The sequence below is a fragment of the Duffyella gerundensis genome, assembly GCF_001517405.1.
In the GTDB taxonomy this organism is placed as follows: domain Bacteria; phylum Pseudomonadota; class Gammaproteobacteria; order Enterobacterales; family Enterobacteriaceae; genus Duffyella; species Duffyella gerundensis.
The window spans coordinates 2570634-2597222 of record NZ_LN907827.1 but is presented as its reverse complement, the minus strand read 5'-3'; the positions used below and the strand labels follow the sequence as shown (position 1 = coordinate 2597222).

The window sequence follows — 26589 nt, the reverse complement described above, 5'->3', positions numbered from 1 at the left end:
AAGATTTAGTCGGCACGTCCCATATAGCGACGTTCCGGAATATGAATGCGCACTTTATCGCCGTTGCTCAGGTATTCCGGTACCTGAATGGTCAGGCCGGTGATCATTGACGCAGGTTTGGTGCGCGCGCTGGCTGAAGCACCTTTGATGCCAGGCGAAGTGTCGACAATTTCCATATCCACGGTTTGTGGCAATTCCAGCGCCAGTACCTGGCCATCCATGGTTAATACATGCAGGCCGGGAATGCCGCTTTCCGGTATAAACAGCAGCTCTTCCTCAATCTGTTCGCGCTTGAAATTGTATGGCGTGTAATCTTCATCATCCATAAAGACATATTCGTCGCCGTCGATATAGGAGAAAGCCACGCTGCGGCGACTCAGGGAAATAGCATCCAGAATGTCATCGCCTTTAAAGCGCTCTTCTACTTTTAGTCCGGTGCGAATATCGGTAAAACGCATTTTATACAGCGTGCTGGCACCGCGTGCGCTGGGGCTTTGCACATCGATATCTTTTACCAACAACAGCTTGCCGTTAAAAGTTACCGCCATACCGCGTTTGATTTCATTGGCTCTTGGCATTGTGATCCTCATTTGATCGCCGAAATTTGTCGCGTCACGTTACTCGCGGCCCGTCAGCGAGGCAAGCGCTGAGCGGGGCGAAAACCACTTTTTGCGTAACGTCTCGCAAGGTGGTGGAAAATGTTGCGGGCCGCTGCTATCTTCATTGCCCCTTTTCAGGAGTCGCCTATGAATTGCCGTAGCGGATGTGCTGCCTGCTGCACAGCGCCTTCTATCTCATCACCCATTCCAGGCATGCCCAACGGCAAACCCGCTAACGTGCCCTGTGTGCAACTCGACGAGCAGCTGCGCTGCAAAATTTTCCATTCGCCGCTGCGGCCGAAAGTCTGTGCTGGCCTGCAACCTGCCGCCGATATGTGCGGTTCCACGCGCGAGCAGGCGATGATCTGGCTGCTTGATCTGGAAACGGCCACTGCACCTTCATTGTAATCGGTTTTGCTGAACATCGGCTGACCGTTGCCGTTGCGTTTACTGTGCTTTCAGCTATGTCGTCAGCCAGCCGATCGGTTCAGGTCAAATCAAAAGTACCGAAATGTGCGTAAGCTCAAAAAACGGTGATACCGATTGGGCAAAAGCTTGCCACATCTGCCTATTCTGGCTCACTATCATTGAAACGTTTCAGCGTTGTCGTTGCTGGCTAAGCCTTATTCGATAGCGCCTTTTTTCCCGATATAGCTGAAACGATTCAACATCAGCAGGAGAGGAGAATTATGTTCCAGCTTGAACCGCAAGCCATTCATGTCGGCGCATCAGCCGCAAATAAAGAAGACGCTATTCGTCAGGTTGCTGCCGCGCTGGCCCAGGCCGGAAACGTCGGCGACGCCTACGTTGAGGGCATGTTGGCGCGTGAAAAACAGACCTCAACCTACCTTGGCAACGGCATCGCCATTCCTCACGGCACCACCGACACGCGCGATCTGGTGTTGAATACTGGCGTACAGGTGTTTCAGTTTCCTCAGGGCATTACCTGGGGCGACGATCAGCTGGCGTATGTGGTTATCGGTATCGCCGCGAAATCGGATGAGCACCTCACGCTGTTGCGTCAGCTGACGCACGTGCTAAGCGATGATGACGTTGCAGAACAGCTTAAAACCACCACCTCGGCGGAAGAGCTGCGCAGCCTGCTGATGGGTGAAAAACAGGGCAACGGCCTGAAGTTTGATACCTCTCTTATCGTGCTGGACGTCGCCGCCAGCGACCTGATGACGCTGCAGGCATTGAATGCCGGTCGGCTGCAACAGGCGGGCGCGGTCGACAGCAGCTTTGTCAGCCAGGTGATCGGCGCGCAGCCACTGAATCTGGGACAAGGCATCTGGCTGAACGACAGCATGCAGGGCAACCTGAGCAGCGCCGTGGCCGTTTCACGCACCCAGGCGCCTTTTGATGTTAACGGTGAAAAAGCCGTGATGTTGATCAGCGTGGCTGCGGTAGATGACCAGCCTTTGCAGGTGCTGAATTACCTCAGCGCGCTGTTGATCAACAACAAGGCCGATCGTCTGCTGAATGCTGACGCCGCAGGCGTCCTGGCACTGTTGACCAGCGAAGTGGATGAGCAAGCCGAAGTGCTGACGGCGGAGTTCACTATCCGTAATGAGCACGGCCTGCATGCGCGTCCGGGCACCGCGCTGGTGAGCGTCATCAAGCAGTTCAACAGCGATATCACCATTACCAATCTTGATGGCAGTGGCAAACCCGCTAACGGCCGCAGCCTGATGAAGGTTGTCGCGCTGGGCGTCAAGAAAGGCCACCGTCTGCGCTTTACCGCCAGCGGCGAAGATGCGCCTCAGGCGCTGGAAGCGATTGAACAAGCCATTACCTCAGGGCTGGGCGAGGGGGCATCATGACCCGTCGCGTAGCAACCATCACGCTTAACCCGGCATACGATCTGGTGGGTTACTGTGCCGAAATCGAACGTGGCGAAGTCAACCTGGTGAAAACCACCGGTTTGCACGCCGCGGGTAAAGGCATCAACGTAGCGAAAGTGCTCAAAGACCTGGGCATCGACGTGACCGTTGGCGGCTTCCTCGGCAAGGATAATCAGGATGGCTTTCAGCTGCTGTTCAGCGAGCTGGGCATTGCCAACCGTTTTCAGGTCGTACCGGGCCGCACGCGTATCAACGTCAAGCTCACCGAAAAAGAGGGCGAGGTCACCGACCTTAACTTCTCAGGTTTTGACGTCAGCGCGCAGGACTGGGAGCGCTTCAGCACCGATTCTCTGAGTTGGCTGGGTCAGTTTGACATGGTCTGCGTCAGCGGCAGTTTACCGGCTGGCGTCGATCCCGATGACTTTACGCGCTGGATGAGCGAACTGCGCACCCACTGCCCGTGCATTATTTTCGACAGCAGCCGTGAGGCGCTGGTAGCCGGTCTTAAAGCCGCGCCGTGGTTGGTTAAACCCAATCGCCGCGAGCTGGAAATCTGGGCCGGTAAAAAGCTGCCAACGCTCCAGGATGTGATTGCCGCTGCGCACCAGCTGCGCGAGCAGGGCATCGCTCACGTGGTGATTTCTCTGGGGGCCGAAGGGGCGCTCTGGGTGAACGCCTCGGGTGAATGGATTGCCAAACCACCGGTTTGCGAAGTGGTCAGTACCGTGGGTGCAGGTGACTCAATGGTAGGTGGCTTGATTTATGGTTTGCTGATGCGTGAATCCAGCGAACACACGCTGCGTCTTGCTACTGCGGTGGCAGCTTTGGCCGTAAGTCAGAGCAACGTGGGCATTACCGATCGTACTCAGTTGGCCGCCATGATGGCGCGTGTCGAACTGAAACCCGTTAACTAACAGCAGGAGAGGTATAATGAAAACGCTGCTGATTCTCGATCCGTCGCTGGGACAAGCATCCCGCTATATGGTGAAACAGTTAGGTGCCGCTGCTGCGCAAAAAGCAGGTCTGAGCTTAACCGACAGCCCGGCTGAAGCCGAGCTGGTTGCGGTGGCAGGTCATGCCATACCGCAGGACACCGCGCTAAACGGTAAGAAAGTCTATTTGGGTCGCCTGGACGAAGCGCTGCGCGAACCGGAAAACTTCTTTAATAAGGCAAAGGCCGAAGCGAAAAGCTTCCAGGCTGAAGCGGCACCAGCCACGGTGGCGGCTGCTCCTGCGGCCAACGCACAAAAACGCATTGTCGCGGTGACCGCCTGCCCAACCGGCGTGGCGCACACCTTTATGGCCGCCGAAGCTATCCAGAGCGAAGCAACGAAACGCGGCTGGTGGGTGAAGGTTGAAACACGCGGCTCCGTAGGCGCAGGTAATGCCATTACGCCAGAAGAAGTGGCTGCGGCCGATCTGGTGATCGTGGCGGCGGATATTGAAGTGGACCTGGCGAAATTTGCCGGCAAGCCGATGTACCGCACCTCAACCGGTCTGGCGCTGAAGAAAACCGCACAGGAACTGGATAAAGCGGTCGCGGAAGCGAAGCCTTATCAGCCGCAGGGTGGTCAGTCATCCGCCAGCCAGAGCGATGAGAAAAAAGGCGGCGCAGGGGCTTATCGTCATCTGCTGACCGGCGTTTCTTATATGCTGCCGATGGTGGTGGCGGGCGGTCTCTGTATCGCACTTTCCTTTGCTTTTGGTATTACCGCGTTTAAAGAGCCGGGCACGCTGGCGGCTGCGCTGATGCAAATCGGTGGTGGCAGCGCCTTTGCGTTGATGGTGCCAGTGCTGGCGGGCTTTATCGCCTTCTCGATTGCCGATCGTCCGGGCTTAACGCCGGGCCTGATTGGCGGCATGATCGCTACCAGCATTAATGCCGGCTTCCTTGGCGGTATCATTGCCGGTTTCATAGCGGGTTATGCGGCGAAGTTGATCAGCACCAAGCTCAAGCTGCCGCAAAGTATGGAGGCGCTGAAGCCGATTCTGGTGATTCCGCTGGTCGCCAGCTTGATTACCGGCCTGCTGATGATTTATGTGGTCGGCAAACCGGTTGCGGGCATCATGACCGGCCTGACTGGCTGGCTGGCGAACATGGGCACTGCGAACGCCGTGCTGCTGGGTGCCATTCTCGGTGGCATGATGTGTACCGACATGGGTGGTCCGGTGAACAAAGTGGCTTACGCGTTTGGCGTCGGGTTGCTCAGTTCGCAAACCTATGCGCCGATGGCCGCTATTATGGCCGCGGGCATGGTGCCGCCGCTGGCGATGGGTATCGCTACGCTGGTGGCACGCAGGAAGTTTAACAAAGGGCAGCAGGAAGGGGGCAAGGCGGCGCTGGTACTGGGTCTCTGCTTCATCTCTGAAGGTGCCATCCCGTTTGCCGCTCGTGACCCGATGCGCGTGATTCCATGCTGTATCGTCGGCGGCGCGGTAACCGGTGCGGTTTCCATGGCAATCGGCGCTAAGCTAATGGCACCACATGGCGGTCTGTTTGTGCTGCTGATTCCAGGTGCGATTACGCCGGTAGTCGGCTATCTGGTGGCGATTATCGCCGGTACGCTGATTGCAGGTCTCAGCTATGCCGTGCTGAAACGTCCGGAAGCGGAACTGGCGAAAGCCTGATACTTCTGCGCGAAAGAAAAGGCGGCTCCAGGAGCCGCCTTTTTTATTACGCGCTTTTCTGCTGCGACTTCAGCCAGGCAATTTCATCCTGCCAAATCGCTGGCTGGATGGTTTCCAGAATCAACGGAATGCCATCAAAGCGAGCATCCTTCATCAGCCAACTGAACACCGTTTTACCGATATTGCCTTCACCCAGGCTGTGATGACGATCGACACGGCTGGCAAACGCGCTCTTGGCGTCATTAAGGTGCATACCGCGTAGATAGTTGAAGCCGACGATGCGTTCGAACTCGGCAAAAGTGGCCACACAATCCTCTTCGGTACGTAGATCATAGCCACCGGCAAAGGCGTGACAGGTATCAATACAGACGCCAACCCGCGATTTATCTTCCACGCCATCAATAATCGCCGCCAGCTGCTCAAAGCGAAAGCCCAGGTTGGTGCCCTGGCCTGCAGTATTCTCAATCACCGCGGTCACACCCTGGGTTTTATCCAGCGCGATATTGATCGACTCGGCGATGCGTTGCAGGCACTGCGCTTCATCGAGCTGATTCAGATGGCTGCCCGGATGAAAGTTCAGCAGGGTCAATCCGAGCTGCTCACAGCGTTGCAGTTCATCGATAAAGGCCGCACGTGATTTCTCCAGCGCCTCGGCTTCAGGATGACCGAGGTTAATCAGAAAGCTGTCGTGCGGCAGAATCTGCTCCGGCTGATAGTTAAAACGTTCGCAGGCACTGCGAAACGCGGAAATTACCTCCGTGCTCAGCGGCGCGGCACGCCACTGCCGTTGATTCTTGGTAAACAGCGCGAAAGCCGTGGCCTCCAGCTCATGCGCGCGGATGACCGCCTGATCCACGCCACCGGCGGCGCTGACGTGGGCACCGATATATTTCATGCCGGTTCTCCTGTGGGTTATTGGCAAGTGAGGGGCGCCATCATAACCGAAGCGTTCAGGCCATCAAATGGTGCACCAGCAGATTGATGGCACCGCCGCCCAGCACCAGCCAGCAAAACAGCAGCAGACCCAGCGCCAGAGGACGCAGGCCGGCGCGTTTCAGATCGCGCAGCCGCGTCGTTAAGCCCAGCGCCGCCATCGCCATTGCCAGCAGCAGATTATCGAGCTGGGTAAGGGCGTGGATCAGTGACGCGGGCAACAGCTGCAGCGAGTTAAACAGCGCCACGCCGATAAACAGCAGCGCGAACCACGGGAACGCGATGGGCGTCGGCGTCGCACTGGCCGCAGCAGAACGGCGGATCCACGCGCCCAACAACAGCAGGAAAGGAGCCAGCATCATAACGCGCAGCATTTTGGCGATCACCGCCGCGTTTTCCGCTTCCGGGCCGATCGCATGACCCGCCGCCACTACCTGCGCCACTTCGTGCAGGGTTGAACCGGTAAACAGGCCATAGTCGGTGGCCGACACGGCGGGCCAGAGATGCTGCACCAGCGGCCACAGCGCCGGATAAAGAAAGATGGCCAGCGTGCCGAAAATTACCACGGTGGCGATCGCGACCGCTACTTTGGCTCCGTCTGCTTTGACGACCGGCTCGGTGGCCAGCACCGCCGCTGCACCGCAGATGCTGCTGCCTGCGCCAATCAGCCAGCTGGTTTGTCGATCCAGCTTCAGCAGTCGGCAGCCAAGCCAGCAGGCGAGCAAAAAGGTTGAGCTCAGCGTCAGCAGATCAATCAGCACACCGCTGAGGCCAACATCGGCAATTTGCTGCAGCGTCAGGCGAAAGCCATAGAGAATAATGCCCAGCCGCAGCAGCGTCTGTTTGGCGCGCAGCACGCCGGGCGAACAGTGGGTTTCCAGCGCGGGATAAGCCGTGTTGCCCAGCAGCATACCCGAGACGATCGCTAAGGTAAGCGCGCCCAATCCCAGCGCGGCGACCGCGGGCTGTTGGCTCAGCCACTGGCTGAACAGGGCGATAACAGCGGCCAGCGCCAGGCCTGGCAGCAGCCGCGTAGCGTGATGAGAAATTAGCGGTAAAGTGTGTGTTGTCATCATAACCTCCCGTTGGTAAGGAGAATGATGAGGGCATCTGGTATAAAAGAGAAATTGATTATATATTTAAAATTAACCTGAAAAAGTGATAAGGCAAATGGGATGATGGTGAGACGTCTGCGGCGCTGGGCCAGTTTCCTCAAGCGCGATATGTTTTTACTCTGGTATGCCTGCCGCGATCCGCGCACGCCGTGGTGGCAAAAAGCGGCCGCCGTGGCGCTGGCCTGTTACGGCATCAGCCCGATCGATCTGGTACCCGATGTGATTCCGTTGTTGGGTCTGATGGATGACGCGGTGATTTTGCCGACCGGTATGATGCTGCTGCTGCGTCTGTTGCCCGCTGACGTGAAGCTGGCGGGGCAACAGCGGCTGGCGGCCCAGCGTGCCAGCGGGAAAAAACTCGGCGGCGGCTGTTTGCTGCTGGTGATCATCTGGCTGGCGGCAACCGTCTGGCTGCTGCAACGATAGCGGAGCACACATGCACATTACCTTGCGACAAATCGAAGTATTCAGCGAAGTGCTGAAGAGCGGCTCGACGACGCAGGCCTCACAGGTGCTGGCGCTGTCGCAGTCGGCGGTCAGCGCTGCGCTGGCCGACCTGGAAGGGCAGCTGGGCGTTCAGCTGTTTGATCGCGTGGGCAAACGGCTGGTGGTCAACGAACATGGCCGACTGCTCTATCCGCGCGCCGTGGGGCTGCTGGAACAGGCCACCGAAATCCAACAGCTGTTTCAGGAAGACAACGGGGCGATCCGTATTTCCGCCAGCAGCACCATCGGCAACTATCTGTTACCTGCGATGATGGCGCGTTATCGGCGCGATTTTCCACGTTTGCCGCTGGAGCTGAGCGTTGGCAACAGCCAGGATGTGATTCACGCCGTGGCCGATTTTCGCGTTGACGTCGGGCTGATTGAAGGGCCCTGTCACGTCAGCGAACTGGTCAGCGAGCCGTGGCTGGAAGATGAGCTGGTGGTATTTGCCGCGCCGGATGCGCCGATTCTGTCAGGCCCGATCACCGCAGAGAGCCTGGGGAGTGCGCCGTGGATCCTGCGCGAACGCGGTTCCGGCACGCGGGAAATCGTCGATTATCTGCTGTTGTCCCATCTGCCGCAGTTCGAGCTGGCGATGGAGCTGGGCAACTCCGAAGCGATCAAGCATGCGGTTCGCCACGGCATGGGCATTAGCTGTTTATCGCGCCGGGTCATTGCCGACCAGCTGGAAGCGGGCACGCTGGTTGAGCTGACGCTGCCGTTTCCCCGGCTGTCGCGCACGCTGTATCGCATCCATCATCGGCAGAAACATATCTCTAAAGCGCTGAGTCGCTTTCTCTCTTATTGTACCGAAGCGTAAGGCGGCCGGACGGCCGCTAATAATTTCTGCGTCATCATGAACGTAACTTATAACCTCGCGTTATCGCTATACAGAGCGGGATGAGTTGCTACAATCTCGCCTCATTTTTTCTTATAGCAGCGTTTGCACATGCCTGAAGACAAAAAAACAACACAACAACCTGCGCTTCGACGCGAATTAAAAGCGCGTCATTTAACCATGATTGCCATTGGTGGCTCGATTGGCACCGGCCTGTTTGTCGCCTCGGGCGCCACCATTTCCCAGGCTGGCCCCGGCGGCGCGCTGCTCTCTTACGCGCTGATTGGCCTGATGGTCTATTTTCTGATGACCAGCCTTGGCGAACTCGCCGCCTTTATGCCGGTAGCCGGTTCGTTTTCCACCTACGGCTCAAAGTATGTGGAAGAGGGCTTCGGCTTCGCACTGGGATGGAACTACTGGTACAACTGGGCCGTGACCATTGCGGTAGAGCTGGTCGCCTCACAATTGCTGATGGCCTACTGGTTCCCCGATACCCCCGGCTGGATCTGGAGCGCGCTGTTTCTTTGTCTGATGTTCCTGCTTAACTACATTTCGGTAAAAGGCTTTGGCGAGGCGGAATACTGGTTCTCGCTGATCAAGGTTGCCACCGTGGTGATTTTTATCGTCATTGGCGTCGCCATGATCCTCGGCATTCTGCGCGGTGGCGAACAGGCGGGCTGGCACAACTGGCAGATTGGCGATGCGCCTTTTGCTGGCGGCTTCTCGGCGATGATTGGCGTGGCGATGATCGCCGGCTTTTCATTCCAGGGCACCGAACTAATTGGTATTGCCGCGGGCGAATCGGAAGAGCCGGAAAAAAATATTCCCCGTGCGGTGCGTCAGGTGTTCTGGCGTATCCTGCTGTTTTATATCCTCGCCATTCTGATCATTAGCCTGATTCTGCCTTATACCGATCCTAAATTACTGCGCAACGACATCAAAGATATCAGCGTCAGCCCGTTTACCCTGGTATTTCAGCATGCTGGCCTGCTTTCTGCTGCGGCGATCATGAACGCGGTGATCCTGACCGCGGTGCTGTCAGCCGGTAACTCCGGCATGTACGCCTCAACGCGTATGCTGTTTACGCTGGCGCGAGAAGGCAAAGCGCCACGCGTGTTCGCCAAACTTTCCAAAGGCGGCGTGCCGCGTAACGCGCTGTATGCCACCACGGTAGTCGCCGGACTCTGCTTCCTGACCTCCAAATTTGGCAATCAGGATGTCTATTTGTGGCTGCTGAATACGTCAGGCATGACCGGCTTTATCGCCTGGTTGGGCATCGCCATCAGCCACTATCGCTTCCGTCGCGGCTTTGTAAAACAGGGCCACGATCTGGCCAGCCTGCCATACCGTTCGACGCTGTTTCCACTGGGGCCAATTTTCGCCTTCGTGCTTTGCCTGTTGATTACCCTTGGGCAGAATTACCAGGCTTTCCTGGCGGATCGCATTGACTGGTATGGCGTAACCGCGACCTATATTGGCATCCCGGTCTTCCTGATTATCTGGTTTGGCTACAAGCTGGTGCGTAAAACGCGCTTTGTGAAATATAACCAGATGGAGTTTCCTGGCCTCGATCGCTAAGCGATAGCCGTCAGATAAAAGAAAGCACGCCACGGCGTGCTTTTTTTTATCACGGGAGAAAAGGAAAAGAGGACGGGGCAGTCGGATGCTGCCCCGCAGACTCAGCCAAACAGATGGCTGGCGTGGAAACGCAGATGATCTTCAATCACGCTGGCGATGAAGTAATAGCTGTGGTCATAACCGGGCTGAATGCGCACGGTCAGTGGATAGCCCATTTCTTCAGCCACCTGTTGCAGGCGTTCAGGATGCAGCTGGTCAGCCAGAAACTGATCGCTGTCGCCCTGATCGATCAGCATCGGCACCTGCTGTTGCGCCTGACGCATCAACCAGCAGCTGTCATATTGCAGCCATTGTGAACGATCGTCGCCAAGATAGTGGCTAAAGGCTTTGATTCCCCAGGGCACATCGCACGGATTCACAATTGGTGCCAGCGCGGAAGCGGAGGTAAAACGCTCCGGGTTACGCAGCGCCAGCATCAGCGCGCCGTGGCCGCCCATCGAGTGTCCGGCAATCGCCGCCCGCTTGCCGACGTTAAAATTGTCGGCAATCAGCGCAGGCAGCTCTTCGCTGATGTAATCATACATCCGGTAATGACGATCCCAGGGTGCCTGAGTGGCATTGAGGTAAAACCCGGCGCCTTTGCCAAGGTCGTAGCCGTCGTCGTCCGCCACGTCATCACCGCGCGGGCTGGTATCGGCCATCACCAGCACAATGCCCAGCTCTGCCGCCACGCGCTGCGCGCCCGCTTTGGTGGTGAAATTCTCATCATTGCAAGTCAGCCCGGAGAGGACATAGAGCACCGGCGGTGGCGCGTCACTCTTCGGCTCCGGCAGAAAGATGCTGAAGGTCATGGTGCAGTTCAGCACCGGCGAAGCGTGCTGATAGCGCTGCTGCCAGCCGCCAAACAGACGATGCTCTTCCAGTAATTCCAGCGTCGATGGCATGCTCTCTTCCTTATGATTTGGTGAAATGCACCACGGAACGGATTGACTTGCCATCGTGCATCAGGTCAAAGGCGTCGTTGATCTCTTCCAGCGGCATGTTGTGGGTAATAAAGTCGTTGAGCTGGAATTTACCGTCGAGGTAATCCTGGACGATGCCCGGCAGCTGCGAACGGCCTTTCACGCCGCCAAATGCGGATCCGCGCCAGACGCGACCGGTCACCAGCTGGAAAGGACGCGTCGAAATCTCTTCGCCTGAACCCGCTACGCCGATGATTACCGATTCGCCCCAGCCCTTGTGGCAGCACTCCAGCGCCGAACGCATCACGTTCACGTTGCCGATACACTCAAAAGAGAAATCCACGCCGCCGTCGGTCATCTCAATTATCACTTCCTGAATCGGCTTGTCGTAATCCTTTGGATTGACCAGGTCGGTCGCGCCCAGCTTGCGTGCCAAATCGAACTTGCTGGTGTTGATATCGATAGCGATGATACGGCCCGCTTTGGCCATTTTCGCGCCGATAACCGCGGAGAGACCGATGCCGCCGAGACCAAAAATGGCCACGGTATCGCCTTCTTTCACTTTGGCCGTGTTCATCACCGCGCCCATGCCGGTGGTCACGCCACAGCCGAGCAGGCACACTTCTTCCAGCGGCGCCTCTTTGCTGATTTTCGCCAGCGAGATTTCCGGAATTACGGTGTATTCAGAGAAAGTAGAGGTGCCCATATAGTGGAAAATCGGTTTACCATCTTTATAAAAGCGTGTGGTGCCGTCGGGCATCAATCCTTTGCCCTGCGTGGTGCGAATCGCCTGGCACAGGTTGGTTTTGCCAGACAAACAATACTTACACTTGCCGCATTCCGGGGTATAAAGCGGAATCACATGATCGCCAACCTCAACGCTGGTAACGCCTTCGCCAACGGCTTCCACAATACCACCGCCTTCGTGGCCGAGAATGGCCGGAAATACGCCTTCCGGATCTTTACCAGACAGCGTGTAGGCATCGGTATGGCAGACGCCGGTGGCGACGATGCGCACCAGCACTTCGCCTTTTTGCGGTGGCATCAGATCAACTTCTTCAATTTTCAGCGGCTCACCAGCGGCCCAGGCAACAGCGGCACGGGTTTTAATCATTTCCATTTTATAATCCTCTTTATGGCGTGATGCAGATGAGTGCTCACCTGCCCAGTTTTGGGTTACTCGTGTGTCGGTAACGGATGCATTAATTCGTCGTTTTCAGGCTTGTCATCAAACTGCTCAATAATCAGGTATTTCAGTGCTTCCACGTTGGCGGTGAACGCGTCGCGGCGCCAGATCAGCCAGGTGCTGGATTGATCCAACGGCGGTGGCAGGGGATGCACACGTAGACGATCGCGATCCGGCATCAGCGCCAGCACCGAGCTGGTCATCATGGCCAGCCCGCCACCGGCCGCCACGCAGGCCATCATGGCGTGATAAGACTGAATTTCAGTAACGCCCGCGGGCTGTACGCCAGCGTCACGAAACCACGCCTCCAGCCGCTGGCGATAAGAGCAGCTACTGCCAAAGGCAAACAGCATGTCGTGCCGTGCATCCTGTGGACTCAGCACCGGCGCATGATCGGCGCTGGTCACCAGAACCATCTGCTCGTGATAAGAGATGCAGCCATTCAGCTCATCGTAGCGCACCGGACCATCGACCAGCGCCGCCGCCAGCGTGCCTTCGCGCACTTTGGCGATAATCTCGCCGGAGGTGCCGGTGACCAGCGAGAGCGTCACCGTGGGATAGCGCTGATGAAACGATGCCAGCAGACCCGGCAAACGGGTGGCGGCGGTGCTTTCCATGGCGCCAAGATGAAACGGCCCGCCGGGCTCACCGGCGCGCGCCATATTCAGCGCCTCGTCGCTCAGTGCCAGGATACGCTGTGCATAGTTCAGGAAGTTATGTCCCATGGGAGAAAGGCGCAGCCGCTGCTTCTCACGAATAAACAGATCGGTGCCAATCTCCTCTTCCAACTGGCGCAGGCGCGTGGTGAGATTAGACGGCACGCGATGCAGCAATTCTGCGGAGCGCGCCAGCGAGCCGGTTTCCGCTACGGAACAGAACATGCGCAACTGTACAAAATCCATCTATTCTCTCCGCGTGAGCAAGTTGGTCTTAATTATTCACTTTAAGAGATTTTAACCGCCATGCATGATGCTGGCAATGATTAATCTTAGCGGGTCATCACCAGACGGCGCGCAGGCAGGAGCAGAGGATGACAATAAAAGTGGCGTTGAGCGCTTTTTTATCGTTGATGGTGGCGATGGGAATAGGGCGCTTTGCCTATACGCCGCAGGTGCCATTGATGATCGCCGAACATCAGCTGACGCTGACCAGCGCCAGCGTGGTGGCGGCCATCAACTATCTCGGTTACCTGTGTGGTTCCTGGGATGCCATGCGCGCGAAAACGCGGGTCGAGTGGCGATTGCACGTCGGCATCTGGGCCGCGGTGCTGCTGACATTACTTTCAGCCGTGGCGCAACACGCGTGGCTGCATGGCCTGCTGCGGTTTTTACTCGGCTGCGCCAGCGGTTGGGTGATGGTCTTGATCGCCGCCTGGAGCAATGAACAGCTGCTGTCGCAAGGACGTGTTCGTCTGGCGGTAGCGGTGTTTGCCGGGCCGGGCATTGGTATCTTTGTCAGCGGCATGCTGGCGGTGCTATTACACGCCTGGGGCGTTAGCGCCGCCGTTGCCTGGCTGGCGTATGGCGTCATGGCGCTGCTGCTGATGGCAGGCATCGTGCGCTTCCTGCCACGCCGCGGCGAGCTACACCGGCCCGAGCAGCAACCTGCGCCGCTACAACTGAACGGGAATCTGAAAAAGCTGGTGCTGAGCTACAGCCTGGCGGGATTTGGTTATATTTTGCCCGCAACTTTTCTGTCGCAGATGGCCGCCAGCCGCTTTCCCGGTAGCAACGTCGCGCAGTTCGTCTGGCCGCTGTTTGGCGGCGCCGCGGCAGTGGGTATTCTGCTCGGCATTCTTACCCGCCATCGTGGGCTGACGCATCGTCGACTGGCGGTAACCCTGTGGCTGCAGGCGTTGGGCGTTTTCGCCGCCGATCTGCTGCCGGGTTTTGCCGGTCTGCTCACCGGCGCGCTGCTGGTGGGCGGCGGCTTTCTCAACGTGGTACCGCTGGCGTTGCAGTGCGGCCGCGAACTGGCACCGGCGCATAGCCGCTATCTCGCCGGGCTGTTAACCACCGGTTACGCCATCGGCCAGCTGGGTGGTCCGCTGGTCTCCTCGATCTCCACGCTGCTCACTCACCGGCTGGAACCGGCACTCTATGTTGCCGGGGCAGGGCTGTTGCTGGCTGGCGCGCTGGTGTGGCGGCGTACGGCATGAAAAGGTTTCATCGCCGATTGGATCGATTGCTGGATAATGCCGGTCGACTGCTTCACAATATGGCCGACAATTTTGGCCCGTCGGTGTACCCGGCGGGAGCATTACCTGCCGGAGAAGACATCAATGACAATCTTAAGCCGTGAAGCTGCCCTGGTTCATGAGACGCTGCTGGCTCGCGGCCTCGAGACCCCGTTGCGCGCGCCTGCCCGTGATATGCATGACGAAACCCGCAAGCAGCTGATTGCCGGGCATATGACGGAAATCATGCAGCTGCTCAATCTCGATCTGGAAGATGACAGCCTAATGGAAACCCCGCATCGCATCGCAAAAATGTATGTTGATGAAGTGTTTTCAGGCCTCGATTACGCTAACTTTCCTAAAATCACCCTGATTGAAAACAAAATGAAAGTGGATGAGATGGTGACGGTGCGTGATATCACGCTGACCAGCACCTGCGAACACCATTTTGTGATCATTGATGGCAAAGCGACCGTGGCTTACATTCCAAAAGACAAGGTGATCGGCCTGTCGAAAATCAACCGTATCGTGCAGTTCTTTGCCCAGCGCCCACAGGTGCAGGAGCGGCTGACGCAGCAGGTCCTGATCGCGCTGCAAACGTTGCTGGGCACCAATAACGTTGCGGTGTCGATTGATGCGGTGCATTACTGCGTGAAAGCGCGCGGCGTAAAAGATGCCACCAGCGCCACCACCACCACGTCGCTTGGCGGCCTGTTTAAATCGAGCCAGAACACGCGTCAGGAATTTTTACGCGCCGTACGCCATAGTTAAGCAACGGCGTAAAACGGAGGCCGCGCATGGTTCGCTATCATCAGCTGGATTTTATTCGCGGCCTCGCTATCCTGGGCATTCTGCTGCTCAATATCAATGCGTTTGGCCTGCCCGATGCGGCCTATATCAATCCCGGCTGGAACGGCACGCCTTCACTGCGCGACAGCTGGACCTGGGCGATCCTTGACTGGCTGGCACAGCTTAAATTCCTCACCTTATTTGCCCTGTTGTTTGGCGCCGGCTTGCAACTTCAGCTGTCGCGCGGCTCCGGCTGGCTACAGGCGCGATTGAGCTGGCTGCTACTGTTTGGCTTCGCGCATGGCGTATTGCTGTGGACCGGCGATATCCTGCTTGATTACGCGCTGGTGGGACTGGTGGTCTGGCGTATTATTCGCGACGTTCCATCTTCGCGCACTTTGCTCAATACCGGCATTCTGCTCTATCTGGTAGGCGTCGGCGTGCTGCTGGTGTTTGGTTCAATTTCGCAGCATGAGCCGGGAACATCCTGGCTGCCGGGTGCGGCAAATATTCAGTATGAAACCCAGTGGAAACTCTCCGGCGGCTGGCTGGCGGTCGAAAATCGCCTGGATCATCTCTCGTCCGGCCTGATGGCGCTGGCGTCACAGTATGGCTGGCAGCTGGCTGGCACCATGATGATTGGCGCCGCGCTGATGCGCAATGGCTGGCTACAGGGCCAGTTCAGCGTACAGCATTATCGCCGCGCTGCGCTGTGGTTGACCGCGGCAGGCTGGCTGATTGAGTTGCCGGCGGTGGCGTTGCAATGGCATCTGCAGTGGGAATTTCGCTGGACGGCGTTTTATCTGCAGGCACCGCGCGATCTCGCCAGCCCGTTACAGAGCCTGGGCTATGCCGCGCTATGCTACGGCTTCTGGCCGCAGATCTCCCACTGGCAGTTGAGCCAGGCAATCGGCAAAGTCGGCCGCATGGCGCTGAGTAATTACCTGCTACAGACGCTGATCTGTACCACCTTATTCTACCGTTTTGGCCTGTTCATGCAGTTTGACCGCCTGGAGCTGCTGGCTATCGTGCCGGTTATCTGGCTGATTAATATCCTCTTCTCACTGCTCTGGCTGCGCTTTTTTGCCCAGGGACCGGTGGAATGGCTGTGGCGACAGCTTACCCAACTTTCCGCCCGTAAACGCCAGCTCTCTCCCCGCAACTGATAATGACCGGCATCACAAAGGTTACAGAATTGTATGTAACCGCTTTCAGTGATGTGACCTGATTCACGCTGCGCGGCGGCGGAGCCTGTCAGAATAGGGTAAAGCCTACTTTCTGGTGTCCTATGCATATGCCTTTTTCCTTCAGTGGTGATCAATCATGATCACAATTCGTGATGTAGCACGTCAGGCCGGCGTATCAGTGGCAACGGTGTCGCGCGTTCTCAACCACAGCAGCGCGGTGACGCCGGAGACGCGGGAATCGGTACAACAGGCGGTGGCTCAGCTCGGCTATCGCCCTAACGCCAACGCCCAGGCGCTGGCCACTCAGGTCAGCGACACCATCGGCGTGGTGGTGATGGATGTCTCCGATCCCTTCTTCGGCGCGCTGGTTAAGGCAGTGGACAACGTTGCGCAGCAGGTCTCCAAGCACACGCTCATTACTAATTCCTGGCACCAGGAAGAGAAGGAGCGTCATGCTATTGAAGTGTTGATTCGGCAGCGCTGCAACGCGCTTATTGTGCATGCGAAAACGCTTTCAGACGCCGAGCTGGCTGAGTTCATGGATCAGGTGCCCGGCATGGTGCTGATTAACCGTGTGGTGCCCGGCTATGCGCATCGCTGCGTCTGTCTGGATAACATCAGTGGCGCGCTGAGCGCTACGCGCATGCTGTTACAGCAGGGCCATCAGCGCATCGGTTTCCTCGGCTCCAGCCATATCATTGAAGATAACGCGCAGCGCCGTGAAGGCTGGCGTCAGGCGATGCACGAGCATCAGTTGACGCCGCCAGAGGCCTGGGTGGCGCACGGCGAGCCTGATATGCAGGGCGGAGAAGCGGCGATGGTTGAGCTACTGGGACGTAATCTGCATCTCACGGCGATTTTTGCTTACAACGACAGCATGGCAGCTGGCGCACTTACCGCGCTGAAAGATAACGGTATTCAGGTGCCACAGCACTGCTCGGTGATTGGCTTCGATGACATTCCTATTTCTCGTTACACCGATCCACAGCTTACCACCGTGCGCTATCCCATTGTTTCTATGGCAAAACTGGCGACGGAGCTGGCGCTGAAAGGGGCGGCTGGTGAGCTTGATCCTAACGCTCAGCACTGCTTTATGCCGACGCTGGTGCGCCGTCATTCAGTGGCGGCACGGCAAAATGTGGAGCCGGTCACTAATCCGAGCGAATCATCCATGTAACCGTTTTCAATCTGTGAACAGATTCACAGTTAATTAACATGCTGCTCACTATGATGACAGCGTCTTATCGAACTGAAACATAATGTAACGCAGCAAATCCCCCCCTTGCTGCTGTTTTGGTCTCGCTATAACAGGGTTCACTTCTTACAGGACGCGTCATCGAACACGGAAGTCACGATTTTTGACTTGGCAATATGGCGGCGTTGCCTAACACGCAAACGTTAACATTGTTTTTAACCGATAGCCCGAGCGAGATGGCCACAGAGCGATGCGCTGGGCCACGTAATACCCTGCATAAACCCGGAGATACCATGAATAAGAAGGTTTTCACCCTCACAGCACTGGTTGCCAGCATGATGTTTGGTGCCACCGCACACGCAGCAGATACCCGTATCGGCGTTACCATCTACAAATACGATGATAACTTCATGTCGATGGTACGTAAGGACATTGAAAAAGAAGCGAAAACCCTGGGTGGCATTCAGCTGCTGATGAATGACTCACAAAACGATCAGTCCAAACAGAACGACCAGATCGATGTGCTGATGGCAAAAGGCGTGAAGGCGCTGGCAATTAACCTGGTGGATCCGGCGGCAGCGGCGGTAGTGGTTGATAAAGCGCGCAGCAACGACGTGCCAATCGTGTTCTTCAACAAAGAGCCGAACGCGAAAGTGCTGGCCAGCTATGACAAAGCTTACTACGTGGGTACCGATTCTAAAGAGTCCGGCATTATCCAGGGCCAGCTGATCGAGAAACACTGGAAATCAACTCCAGCGTGGGATCTGAACAAAGATGGCACCATCCAGTTCGTGCTGCTGAAAGGCGAGCCGGGTCATCCGGATGCTGAAGCGCGTACCAAATATGTTATCGATACGCTGAACAAAGATGGCCTGAAAACCCAGCAGCTGGCGATGGATACCGCAATGTGGGATACCGCGCAGGCTAAAGACAAAATGGACGCCTGGCTCTCTGGTCCAAACGCTAACAAAATCGAAGTGGTTATCGCTAACAACGATGCGATGGCAATGGGTGCGGTAGAAGCGCTGAAATCACACAACAAAACCTCTATTCCGGTGTTTGGTGTGGATGCCCTGCCAGAAGCGCTGGCGTTAGTGAAATCAGGTGCGCTGGCCGGTACCGTGCTGAACGATGCGGCTAACCAGGCAAAAGCGACGCTGGATATGGCGAAAAACCTGGCGGATGGCAAAGAAGCCACTGCGGGAACCAACTTTAAAGTTGAGAATAAAATCGTCCGCGTTCCTTACGTGCCGGTTGATAAAGAAAACCTTTCTCAGTTCACTAAATAAAAGCTGTGGGCGCGGCACTGGCCGCGCTCTTTATTGTGACCTTATGAATTTTTAGCCAGGTAAAATATGGCCAGTGATAATCAGACCGCGCAGCGTGAATTTTTGCTGGAGATGACCGATGTTAATAAGTCATTCCCCGGCGTAAAGGCGTTAGACAACGTCAATTTAAAAGTCAGGCCACACTCTATTCACGCCTTAATGGGTGAAAACGGTGCTGGCAAATCAACGCTTTTGAAATGCCTGTTTGGCATTTATAAGAAAGATTCGGGGAGCATCCTGTTTCAGGGTGAGGAAATCGATTTTACCAGTTCCAAAGAGGCGCTGGAAAACGGCGTGTCGATGGTGCATCAGGAATTAAACCTGGTCTTACAGCGCACGGTGATGGATAACATGTGGCTGGGACGCTATCCGCAAAAAGGATTATTCGTCGACCAGGATAAAATGTATCGCGATACCAAGGCGATATTTGACGAGCTCGATATTGATATCGATCCACGCGATAAAGTGGGCGTGCTGTCGGTCTCGCAAATGCAGATGATTGAAATCGCTAAGGCGTTTTCTTATAACGCCAAAATCGTGATCATGGATGAGCCAACCTCATCGCTGACGGAAAAAGAGGTCAATCATCTCTTTACCATCATCCGGAAATTAAAAGAGCGTGGCTGTGGCATCGTCTATATCTCGCACAAAATGGAAGAGATCTTCCAGCTGTGTGACGAAATTACGATCCTGCGCGACGGTCAGTGGATTGCCACCCAGCCGCTGGAAGGGCTGGACATGGATAAGATCATCTCCATGATGGTCGGCCGTTCACTGAACCAGCGCTTTCCGGACAAAAGCAACGTGCCGGGCGAAACCATTCTGGAAGTGCGTAATCTTACCTCACTGCGTCAGCCGTCGATTCGTGATGTCTCCTTTGACCTGCGCAAAGGTGAGATCCTCGGGATTGCCGGGCTGGTGGGTGCGAAGCGTACCGACATCGTGGAAACGCTGTTTGGTATCCGTGAGAAGGCGGGCGGTACCATCCGTCTGCACGGCAAGCAGATCAATAACCACAGCGCCAACGAAGCGATCAACCACGGTTTTGCGCTGGTCACCGAAGAACGCCGCTCTACCGGTATTTACGCCTATCTCGATATTGGATTTAACTCGCTTATCTCCAACATCAAGAAATACAAAAACAGTATTGGCCTGCTGGATAACAGCCGTATGAAAAGCGATACCCAATGGGTTATCGATGCCATGCGCGTAAAAACACCGGGACACCATACGTCAATTGGTTCGCTGTCGGGCGGTAACCAGCAGAAAGTTATTATTGGCCGTTGGTTACTGACGCAGCCAGAAATATTGATGCTGGATGAACCTACGCGCGGAATCGACGTCGGCGCCAAGTTTGAAATTTATCAGCTGATTTCTGAACTGGCGAAAAAAGAGAAGGGCATCATCATTATCTCATCCGAAATGCCGGAATTAATCGGTATCACCGACCGTATTCTGGTTATGAGTAATGGTATGGTCGCCGGAATTGTTGACACCAAAACAGCAACGCAGAATGAAATATTGCGTTTAGCCTCACTACACCTTTAAGCAGCAAGGGCTGAAATTACATGAAAGCGACTACTAAAAAGAATGCGCTGACCTGGTTAAAAGAGGGCGGTATTTATGTCGTCCTGCTGGTACTGCTGGCGATTATTATTTTCCAGGATCCGACTTTCCTGAGCCTGATGAACCTGAGTAATATTCTTACCCAATCTTCAGTGCGTATTATTATTGCTCTCGGCGTGGCCGGTCTGATCGTGACGCAGGGTACTGACCTCTCTGCCGGACGTCAGGTAGGTTTAGCGGCGGTGGTAGCGGCAACGCTGCTGCAGTCGATGGAAAATGCCAACAAAGTCTTTCCTGGCATGGATACCCTGCCAATTCCGGTAGTGCTGCTGATCGTTTGTGTGATTGGCGCGTTGATCGGTCTGGTAAACGGCGTCATCATCGCTTACCTGAAGGTGACACCGTTTATCACCACGCTGGGCACGATGATCATCGTTTACGGCATCAACTCACTCTATTACGACTTCGTCGGTGCATCGCCTATCGCGGGTTTTGACAGCGGCTTCTCCACCTTTACTCAGGGCTTCCTGCGTTTTGGTGACTTCAAGCTGTCGTACATCACCTTCTATGCGATTTTTGCCATTCTGTTTGTCTGGATCCTGTGGAACAAAACCCGCTTTGGTAAAAACATTTTTGCCATCGGTGGCAACCCGGAAGCGGCTAAGGTCTCCGGCGTTAATGTTAACTTCAACCTGATCCTGGTGTATGCCCTGTCTGGCGTGTTCTATGCGTTCGGCGGCATGCTGGAAGCGGGCCGTATTGGCAGCGCCACCAACAACCTCGGCTTTATGTATGAGTTGGATGCTATCGCGGCTTGCGTCGTGGGCGGTGTTTCCTTCGCCGGTGGCGTGGGTACGGTTGCAGGCGTGGTTACCGGTGTGCTGATCTTCACCGTTATCAACTACGGTTTGACCTACATCGGCGTTAACCCTTACTGGCAGTACATCATTAAAGGCGGCATCATCATTTTCGCCGTCGCGCTGGATTCACTGAAATATTCACGTAAAAAGTAATCTCATCGCACCACAAAAAACGGGCCTGATGGCCCGTTTTTTTATGCATAATTTTTATTGCTATTGCTGTTGCTGTTGCTGTTGCTGTTGCTGTTGCTGTTGCTGTTGCTGTTGCTGTTGCTGTTGCTGTTGCTGTTGCTGTTGCTGTATTTCCAGCAGCTGTTCTGGCGTCACCGCCGGGTAGCTTTGCGCATCTTCCGGCACCTGATGCTGGGCCGGTATCGGCACCAGCGGGCCAAGAAACCGCGGCTCGCGCTTCATGATAAACAGATCGGCCAATGCGCCGAGTCGCGCACCGACTTCACGCACGCGCACGTTCAGCATATTTTTCGGCGAGGGCACCGCATAACATTGCGCCTGGATACCCAAATGCAGGGCGATGAACAGCGCACGTTCGCAATGAAAGCGCTGGGTGATAATAATGAAGTCGTTGGTATCGAACACTTTGCGTGTGCGCACAATGGAATCCAGCGTGCGGAAGCCCGCATAATCCAGCACGATATCCGCCGGATCGACGCCGCCTTTAATTAAATCGCGACGCATGGTTCTGGGCTCATTGTAGCTTTGCTGGGCGTTATCGCCGCTGAGCAGCAGATAGTTAACCTTGCCGCTGTTATAGGCATTGAGCGCGCCCTGCATGCGATAGAGATAGTACTGATTAAGCACGCCGGTACGATAATATTTCGCCGTGCCGAGCACCACGCCGACCTGACGATGCGGCAGCGACGCGACGTTTTCGAAGATAAAAGGCGCGGTTTTCCAGCTGATCCAGCGATCGAGAGCAAGCGCGGTGATAATCATCAGGGTGATGACGATCAACAGACCGAGGAGCGCGCGTTTAATCATGCTTTACCGCATTGAGGGGAAGAAAAATTCAGTGCCTGCAAGGCTACTTGAGCGGCCTGGCTGAAGCAAGTGCAGCGCCGCTGGCCGTTGTTATTTTAGGCGATGCCGGGCGCAGCGCACCCGGCAACACGCACCACGGTTAAATCGAGGTGCGGCGATAGTTACGGTATTGTGGCAGCCAGAAGTTGCTGGCGATCGAACGTGACAGCACATCTTCTGAGGTGACCACCGCCACGCCCGCCAGCTGAGCCGCTTTGCCCACTGCCATCGCAATCAGCTTGGAAACGCCCTGAATATCTTTGATCTCCGGCAGCACCGGACCCTGGCCTTCGTTGGCCAGCGGTGAACAGTCAGCCAGCGTACGGCTGGCAGCCATCAGCATGCTGTCGGTCACGCGGGTTGCGCCTGAGGCGATCACGCCAAGGCCAATGCCAGGGAAGATATAGGAGTTGTTGCACTGGGCGATCGGATAGGTTTTATCCTTCCAGCTTACCGGAGAGAATGGGCTGCCGGTGGCGACCAGCGCGGCACCGTCGGTCCACGCCAGAATGTCGGCTGGCGTCGCCTCAACGCGCGAAGTGGGGTTGGAGAGCGGCATGACGATCGGGCGTGCGCAATGCTTGTGCATTTCACGGATAATCTCTTCGCTGAAAAGGCCTGGCTGGCCGGAGACGCCAATCAGAATATCTGGATGCGCGTTGCGCACCACATCCAGCAGGGAGATGGTGTCGTTGCTGGTATCCCAGCCGCTGAGATTTTCGCTTTTCTGCACCAGCTTGCTCTGGAAGCTCAGCAGGTTAGGCAGTTTGTCGGTCAGCAGGCCAAAACGGTCGACCATCATCACGCGTGCGCGCGCTTCATCGTCGCTTAAGCCTTCTGATTTCATCTGCGCGACGATCTGTTCGGCGATACCGCAGCCGGCTGAGCCAGCACCGAGAAACACCACTTTCTGATCGCTTAACTTGCTGCCTGCCGCACGGCTGGCGGCAATCAGCGTACCCAGCGTCACCGCCGCGGTGCCCTGAATGTCATCGTTGAAGCAGCACACTTCGTCGCGATAGCGCTCCAGCAGCGGCATGGCATTTTTCTGCGCAAAATCTTCAAACTGCAGCAGAACGTTTGGCCAGCGGCTTTTTACTGCCTGAATAAATTCGTTAACGAAATTATCGTACTCTTCACCGGTGATGCGCGGATGACGCCAGCCCATATAGAGCGGGTCATTCAGCAGCTGCTGGTTGTTAGTGCCAACATCCAAAACCACAGGCAGGGTGTACGCCGGGCTGATGCCGCCGCACGCGGTATAAAGAGAAAGCTTACCAATAGGAATGCCCATGCCGCCGATGCCCTGATCGCCCAGACCAAGAATGCGCTCGCCGTCGGTGACAACAATCACTTTAACATTCTGCTTGGTGGCATTTTGCAGCATATCTTCAATGCTGGCGCGGTTAGGGTAGGAGATAAACAGACCACGGGCACGACGGTAAATTTCAGAGAAGTGTTCACACGCTGCGCCGACCGTTGGCGTGTAGATGATTGGCATCATCTCTTCCAGATGGTTATCGAGCAGACGGTAGAACAGGGTTTCGTTGGTATCCTGAATATTACGCAGGTAAACGTGTTTATCGTTGTTGTTTTTGAAATCCTGGAACTGGCGCCAGGCGCGTTCAGCCTGCTCTTCGATGGTTTCTACGGTTTCCGGCAGCAGGCCATTGAGATTGAAGTCGTTGCGCTCCTCTACGGAGAAGGCACTGCCTTTATTCAACAACGGGAATTCCAACAGAATAGGGCCAGCATAAGGGATATACAGCGAACGTTTACTTTCGTAGTCGAGTTCCATGCAGTGTTTGCTCCATCTCAGACCGGGCTGCGCCGCAACCGTTAGCCTGGATATTGTCAGGGATAAGTTGTGTGCCCGATCCTAAGAAAATTCGCGCAGAAGTACAGCTTTTGTTAGCAACGGATAACAAAAGCGATACTTTTTTTACTAAAAAGCGGCATCACGCTTTTGTCAGCGCCGCCAGGTGCAGATCGCTACAGCCGAGCATGGCCAGCGTAGCGCGGGTGGCATCATGCTGAACCAGCAGTGCCTGAGGATGCTCAGCCAGAACGGCGCGCTTAATCGCCTGGCCTTCGCCAGCCATGTTCATCAGAATCAGCGCCGCCTGCAATGGAGGCAGGCTGGGGTTAAAGGCGGCATTTTCAGCGTAACGGCCGGCATAAATCTTGCCGCTGACGCTTTCCAGCGCCACGCCGCTGTGCGCTTTGCTGTAAGGCGCATGGCTGCGGCTGGCAGCTGCGATAGCGGCCTGAGCAAGCGCATCGCCAGCAGGTTGATAACCGTGATCGACCGGGGTCAGCAGGCGCTCATGAATATCGAGATCGCCGGGGCCAAATGAGTCAGGCAGATAGTTCGCCAGCGTGGTAGCCGGACGATTGGGCAGGCTAATGCGCAGCGCGGTGCCGCTGTTCAGTTCATTCATAAACTGACGGCAGTGCCCGCAAGGCGTGTAGTTAACGGTGACGGTTTCCAGCTTCGCTTCATCGTGCAGCCAGGCGTGGGTAATGGCGCTCTGCTCGGCATGAATGGTCTGCTGCATGGTGGTGCCTGCAAATTCCATGTTAGCGCCAAAATACCAGCTGCCGCTGGCACCGCGGGCGATGGCACCCACGTTAAAATGCGAGAGCGTGGCCAGCGCACAGGCCGCCGCCAGCGGCAGCAGCGCTAATGCCAGCGCATCAGCATCAAGGCCGGTTTGTTGTTGCAGATCGGCAACCTGCTGCGGTGTTAAGCGGGCAGCAAAATCGTCAGCGGCAAGCACAGGCGCAATGGCCTGCTGTAAGTCGGATGGCAGAGTGGTAAACGCCTGTTGAAATCGTGGGTGCATGAGTGAGTCTCATCAGCAAAGAGGGAAGAGCAATCAGGCGGTTATATGTGATCTAAATCGCGCTATCAATGCAAGATTTGAAACTTGAGCAAAGTTTGCGAGATCTCTCGCAAACTTTCAGCCCAACAGCCTTAACAAAACCGGAAAAAGAAAGGGCGCGAGCAACGAAGTGAGAATGCCGCAAATCACCAGCGCCAGTGAGCTGAATGCGCCTTCCTGATAGTCGAGTTCAGCACAGCGAGCGGTGCCAAGGGCATGCGAGGCGTTGCCAATAGCCAGACCGCGCGACGCTTTTGTACGCACCTTAAACAGGTTAAGCAGCATGTGGCCAAACACTGCGCCAAACACTCCGGCGATTAACACGCAGATAGCGCTGATGGCCGGAATGCCGTGCAACGAGGCCGAAATCGCCATCGCAATCGGGGTGGTCACTGATTTGGGAATAATGGTGGCGGCGATTTCCGGCGTTGCCCCCATCCATAACGCGATAGCCGTGCCCGAGGTCATCGCGGTAATACTTCCAATAAAGCAGAGCCCTACAATCGATTTCCAGCGTGCCCTGATCTGTTGCAGCTGCTCATAAAGCGGCAAGGCGAGTGCCACTACCGCAGGCTGTAACAGCTGGTTGAGAATAGCGCTGCCGGCAAAATAGCGGGAATAGGGTATATGCGTGAGCAGCAGAATGGGAATAATGATCGCCATAGAAACCAGCAGCGGGTTGAGCAGCGAAATTTTCAGCGTGGTTGCCAGCTTGCGTGCCAGCCAGAAGGCGCCAAGCGTCAGCGGGAGAGACCACCAGATATCGATCATGGTTTTTCTCCCGGCTCGGCGTGCAGGCGTTGCGAACCCACGCCAACAATGACGATCACCAGAATCGTGCTGACAATGCATGACACCACAATCGGCCCAAACTGGGCGGTAAGGATATCGGTGTAGCTCATCACGCCAACGCTGATCGGCACGAACAGCAGCGCCATATTGCGAATGATGATGTGGCAACCGGGCTTCACCCATTTTACCGGGATGATCTGCACGGTCAGCAGGGTAAACAGCACCAGCATGCCAAGGATACTGCCCGGTATGGTGATTGGCAGCAGCGCGGCGAGACCGTTGCCTGCAAACAGGCAGAGATAGATGATGATAAAGGCGCGAAGGTAATGCCAACAGATCGTAAGTGCCGGGCGCATGACTGGCTCCTGATGTGGTATGTGCTTATCTTACGACGAAAATTCTTAGCGTGCTACAGATCACATTTTTGGGGAGGCGGTCGCCGGGGGCGCTCGTTCCTCAGGCCAGAAAGGCCTTGTTTTGCCCTGGCGCGGGCGCTTTCAGGCCAACGTCTTTAGGGTCAAGGTCTTTAAAATCAAGGTCAACGGCCATTTCGTTCTGCCTGAAGGCAGCACGAGCAGGGCCGGCAGTCGCCCCGGCCCTGCAC

At 56.0% G+C, this 26589-nt stretch carries 25 protein-coding genes; 14 read left to right on the top strand and 11 right to left on the bottom strand.

Going from position 1 to position 26589, the window contains the following annotated elements:
- Positions 1-5: 5 nt before the first annotated feature.
- A complete protein-coding gene (gene yeiP / locus EM595_RS12055) occupies positions 6-578 on the bottom strand; it encodes an elongation factor P-like protein YeiP (protein WP_067432283.1) in 573 nt (190 codons plus the stop codon).
- Between the two features lie 168 nt (positions 579-746).
- On the opposite strand from yeiP, the gene EM595_RS12050 reads away from it, so the two are divergent.
- From EM595_RS12050 to fruA, 4 genes are all read left to right on the top strand, one after another.
- Positions 747-1007 (top strand): YkgJ family cysteine cluster protein, encoded by a 261-nt coding sequence (locus EM595_RS12050; RefSeq protein WP_067432280.1) that lies wholly within the window; start codon positions 747-749, stop codon positions 1005-1007.
- 281 nt (positions 1008-1288) lie between these two features.
- Entirely contained in the window at positions 1289-2422 is a 1134-nt protein-coding gene (fruB, locus tag EM595_RS12045) for a fused PTS fructose transporter subunit IIA/HPr protein (protein WP_067432272.1), read from the top strand.
- Positions 2419-3357 (top strand): 1-phosphofructokinase, encoded by a 939-nt coding sequence (gene fruK, locus EM595_RS12040; protein ID WP_067432265.1) that lies wholly within the window; start codon positions 2419-2421, stop codon positions 3355-3357. The genes fruB and fruK overlap by 4 nt, the downstream gene beginning before the upstream one ends.
- Positions 3358-3373: 16 nt before the next feature.
- A complete protein-coding gene (fruA, locus tag EM595_RS12035; protein ID WP_067432262.1) occupies positions 3374-5071 on the top strand; it encodes a PTS fructose transporter subunit IIBC in 1698 nt (565 codons plus the stop codon).
- Positions 5072-5117: 46 nt separating this feature from the next.
- On the opposite strand, the gene nfo is transcribed toward fruA, so the two are convergent.
- Positions 5118-5966 (bottom strand): deoxyribonuclease IV, encoded by an 849-nt coding sequence (gene nfo / locus EM595_RS12030; protein ID WP_067432259.1) that lies wholly within the window; start codon positions 5964-5966, stop codon positions 5118-5120.
- A gap of 55 nt (positions 5967-6021) precedes the next feature.
- A complete protein-coding gene (locus tag EM595_RS12025; protein WP_067432256.1) occupies positions 6022-7077 on the bottom strand; it encodes a YeiH family putative sulfate export transporter in 1056 nt (351 codons plus the stop codon).
- A gap of 102 nt (positions 7078-7179) precedes the next feature.
- Between EM595_RS12025 and EM595_RS12020 the strand changes: the two genes are divergently transcribed.
- The 3 genes from EM595_RS12020 to EM595_RS12010 all read left to right on the top strand — a co-directional run bounded on the left by EM595_RS12020 (position 7180) and on the right by EM595_RS12010 (position 10021).
- On the top strand, positions 7180-7545 hold the full coding sequence (locus EM595_RS12020; protein ID WP_067432253.1) for a YkvA family protein: 366 nt from the start codon (positions 7180-7182) through the stop codon (positions 7543-7545).
- 10 nt (positions 7546-7555) lie between these two features.
- Positions 7556-8425 carry a DNA-binding transcriptional regulator YeiE gene (gene yieE, locus EM595_RS12015; RefSeq protein WP_067432250.1) on the top strand — a complete coding sequence of 290 codons (870 nt, stop codon included), beginning with the start codon at positions 7556-7558 and terminating at the stop codon, positions 8423-8425.
- 129 nt (positions 8426-8554) lie between these two features.
- A complete protein-coding gene (locus EM595_RS12010) occupies positions 8555-10021 on the top strand; it encodes an amino acid permease (protein ID WP_067432247.1) in 1467 nt (488 codons plus the stop codon).
- Positions 10022-10122: 101 nt separating this feature from the next.
- Here EM595_RS12010 and fghA read toward each other — a convergent pair whose 3' ends face one another.
- From fghA to ptrR, 3 genes are read right to left on the bottom strand one after another with little or no spacing between them, the layout of a single operon-like run.
- Positions 10123-10965: an S-formylglutathione hydrolase gene (fghA, locus tag EM595_RS12005; RefSeq protein ID WP_067432244.1), complete on the bottom strand. Its 843-nt coding sequence runs from the start codon at positions 10963-10965 to the stop codon at positions 10123-10125.
- A gap of 10 nt (positions 10966-10975) precedes the next feature.
- Positions 10976-12103 carry an S-(hydroxymethyl)glutathione dehydrogenase/class III alcohol dehydrogenase gene (locus EM595_RS12000; RefSeq protein ID WP_067432241.1) on the bottom strand — a complete coding sequence of 376 codons (1128 nt, stop codon included), beginning with the start codon at positions 12101-12103 and terminating at the stop codon, positions 10976-10978.
- A gap of 56 nt (positions 12104-12159) precedes the next feature.
- A complete protein-coding gene (gene ptrR / locus EM595_RS11995) occupies positions 12160-13071 on the bottom strand; it encodes a putrescine utilization regulator PtrR (protein ID WP_067432238.1) in 912 nt (303 codons plus the stop codon).
- A gap of 128 nt (positions 13072-13199) precedes the next feature.
- Here ptrR and EM595_RS11990 point away from each other — a divergent pair, with 128 nt between their 5' ends.
- The 7 genes from EM595_RS11990 (at position 13200) to mglC (ending at position 21423) form a co-directional block, all read left to right on the top strand.
- Positions 13200-14327: a YbfB/YjiJ family MFS transporter gene (locus EM595_RS11990; protein WP_067432235.1), complete on the top strand. Its 1128-nt coding sequence runs from the start codon at positions 13200-13202 to the stop codon at positions 14325-14327.
- A 123-nt stretch (positions 14328-14450) separates the two neighbouring features.
- The gene (folE, locus tag EM595_RS11985; protein WP_067432232.1) at positions 14451-15116 is read left to right on the top strand and encodes a GTP cyclohydrolase I FolE; all 666 of its coding nucleotides are present in this window, start codon (positions 14451-14453) and stop codon (positions 15114-15116) included.
- Positions 15117-15142: 26 nt separating this feature from the next.
- A complete protein-coding gene (gene yeiB, locus EM595_RS11980) occupies positions 15143-16300 on the top strand; it encodes a DUF418 domain-containing protein YeiB (RefSeq protein WP_067432230.1) in 1158 nt (385 codons plus the stop codon).
- A gap of 157 nt (positions 16301-16457) precedes the next feature.
- Positions 16458-17498: an HTH-type transcriptional regulator GalS gene (galS, locus tag EM595_RS11975; protein ID WP_067432228.1), complete on the top strand. Its 1041-nt coding sequence runs from the start codon at positions 16458-16460 to the stop codon at positions 17496-17498.
- A gap of 311 nt (positions 17499-17809) precedes the next feature.
- Complete coding sequence (mglB, locus tag EM595_RS11970; protein WP_067432225.1) at positions 17810-18805, top strand: galactose/glucose ABC transporter substrate-binding protein MglB; 996 nt, start codon at positions 17810-17812, stop codon at positions 18803-18805.
- Between the two features lie 66 nt (positions 18806-18871).
- Complete coding sequence (gene mglA / locus EM595_RS11965; RefSeq protein WP_067432222.1) at positions 18872-20392, top strand: galactose/methyl galactoside ABC transporter ATP-binding protein MglA; 1521 nt, start codon at positions 18872-18874, stop codon at positions 20390-20392.
- Between the two features lie 20 nt (positions 20393-20412).
- Positions 20413-21423, top strand: coding sequence for a galactose/methyl galactoside ABC transporter permease MglC (gene mglC, locus EM595_RS11960; protein ID WP_067432219.1), 1011 nt, complete (start codon positions 20413-20415; stop codon positions 21421-21423).
- A gap of 60 nt (positions 21424-21483) precedes the next feature.
- On the opposite strand, the gene sanA is transcribed toward mglC, so the two are convergent.
- The 5 genes from sanA to EM595_RS11935 all read right to left on the bottom strand — a co-directional run bounded on the left by sanA (position 21484) and on the right by EM595_RS11935 (position 26341).
- A complete protein-coding gene (gene sanA, locus EM595_RS11955) occupies positions 21484-22269 on the bottom strand; it encodes an outer membrane permeability protein SanA (RefSeq protein WP_067432216.1) in 786 nt (261 codons plus the stop codon).
- A gap of 139 nt (positions 22270-22408) precedes the next feature.
- Positions 22409-24106, bottom strand: coding sequence for an NAD-dependent malic enzyme (locus tag EM595_RS11950; RefSeq protein WP_067432213.1), 1698 nt, complete (start codon positions 24104-24106; stop codon positions 22409-22411).
- A gap of 160 nt (positions 24107-24266) precedes the next feature.
- Positions 24267-25154, bottom strand: coding sequence for a cytidine deaminase (gene cdd / locus EM595_RS11945; protein WP_067432210.1), 888 nt, complete (start codon positions 25152-25154; stop codon positions 24267-24269).
- A gap of 117 nt (positions 25155-25271) precedes the next feature.
- Positions 25272-25964, bottom strand: a complete 693-nt coding sequence (locus EM595_RS11940) for a CidB/LrgB family autolysis modulator (RefSeq protein WP_067432207.1) — start codon at positions 25962-25964, stop codon at positions 25272-25274.
- Positions 25961-26341 (bottom strand): CidA/LrgA family protein, encoded by a 381-nt coding sequence (locus EM595_RS11935; RefSeq protein WP_067432204.1) that lies wholly within the window; start codon positions 26339-26341, stop codon positions 25961-25963. The genes EM595_RS11940 and EM595_RS11935 overlap by 4 nt, the downstream gene beginning before the upstream one ends.
- Between the last annotated feature and the right edge of the window lie 248 nt (positions 26342-26589).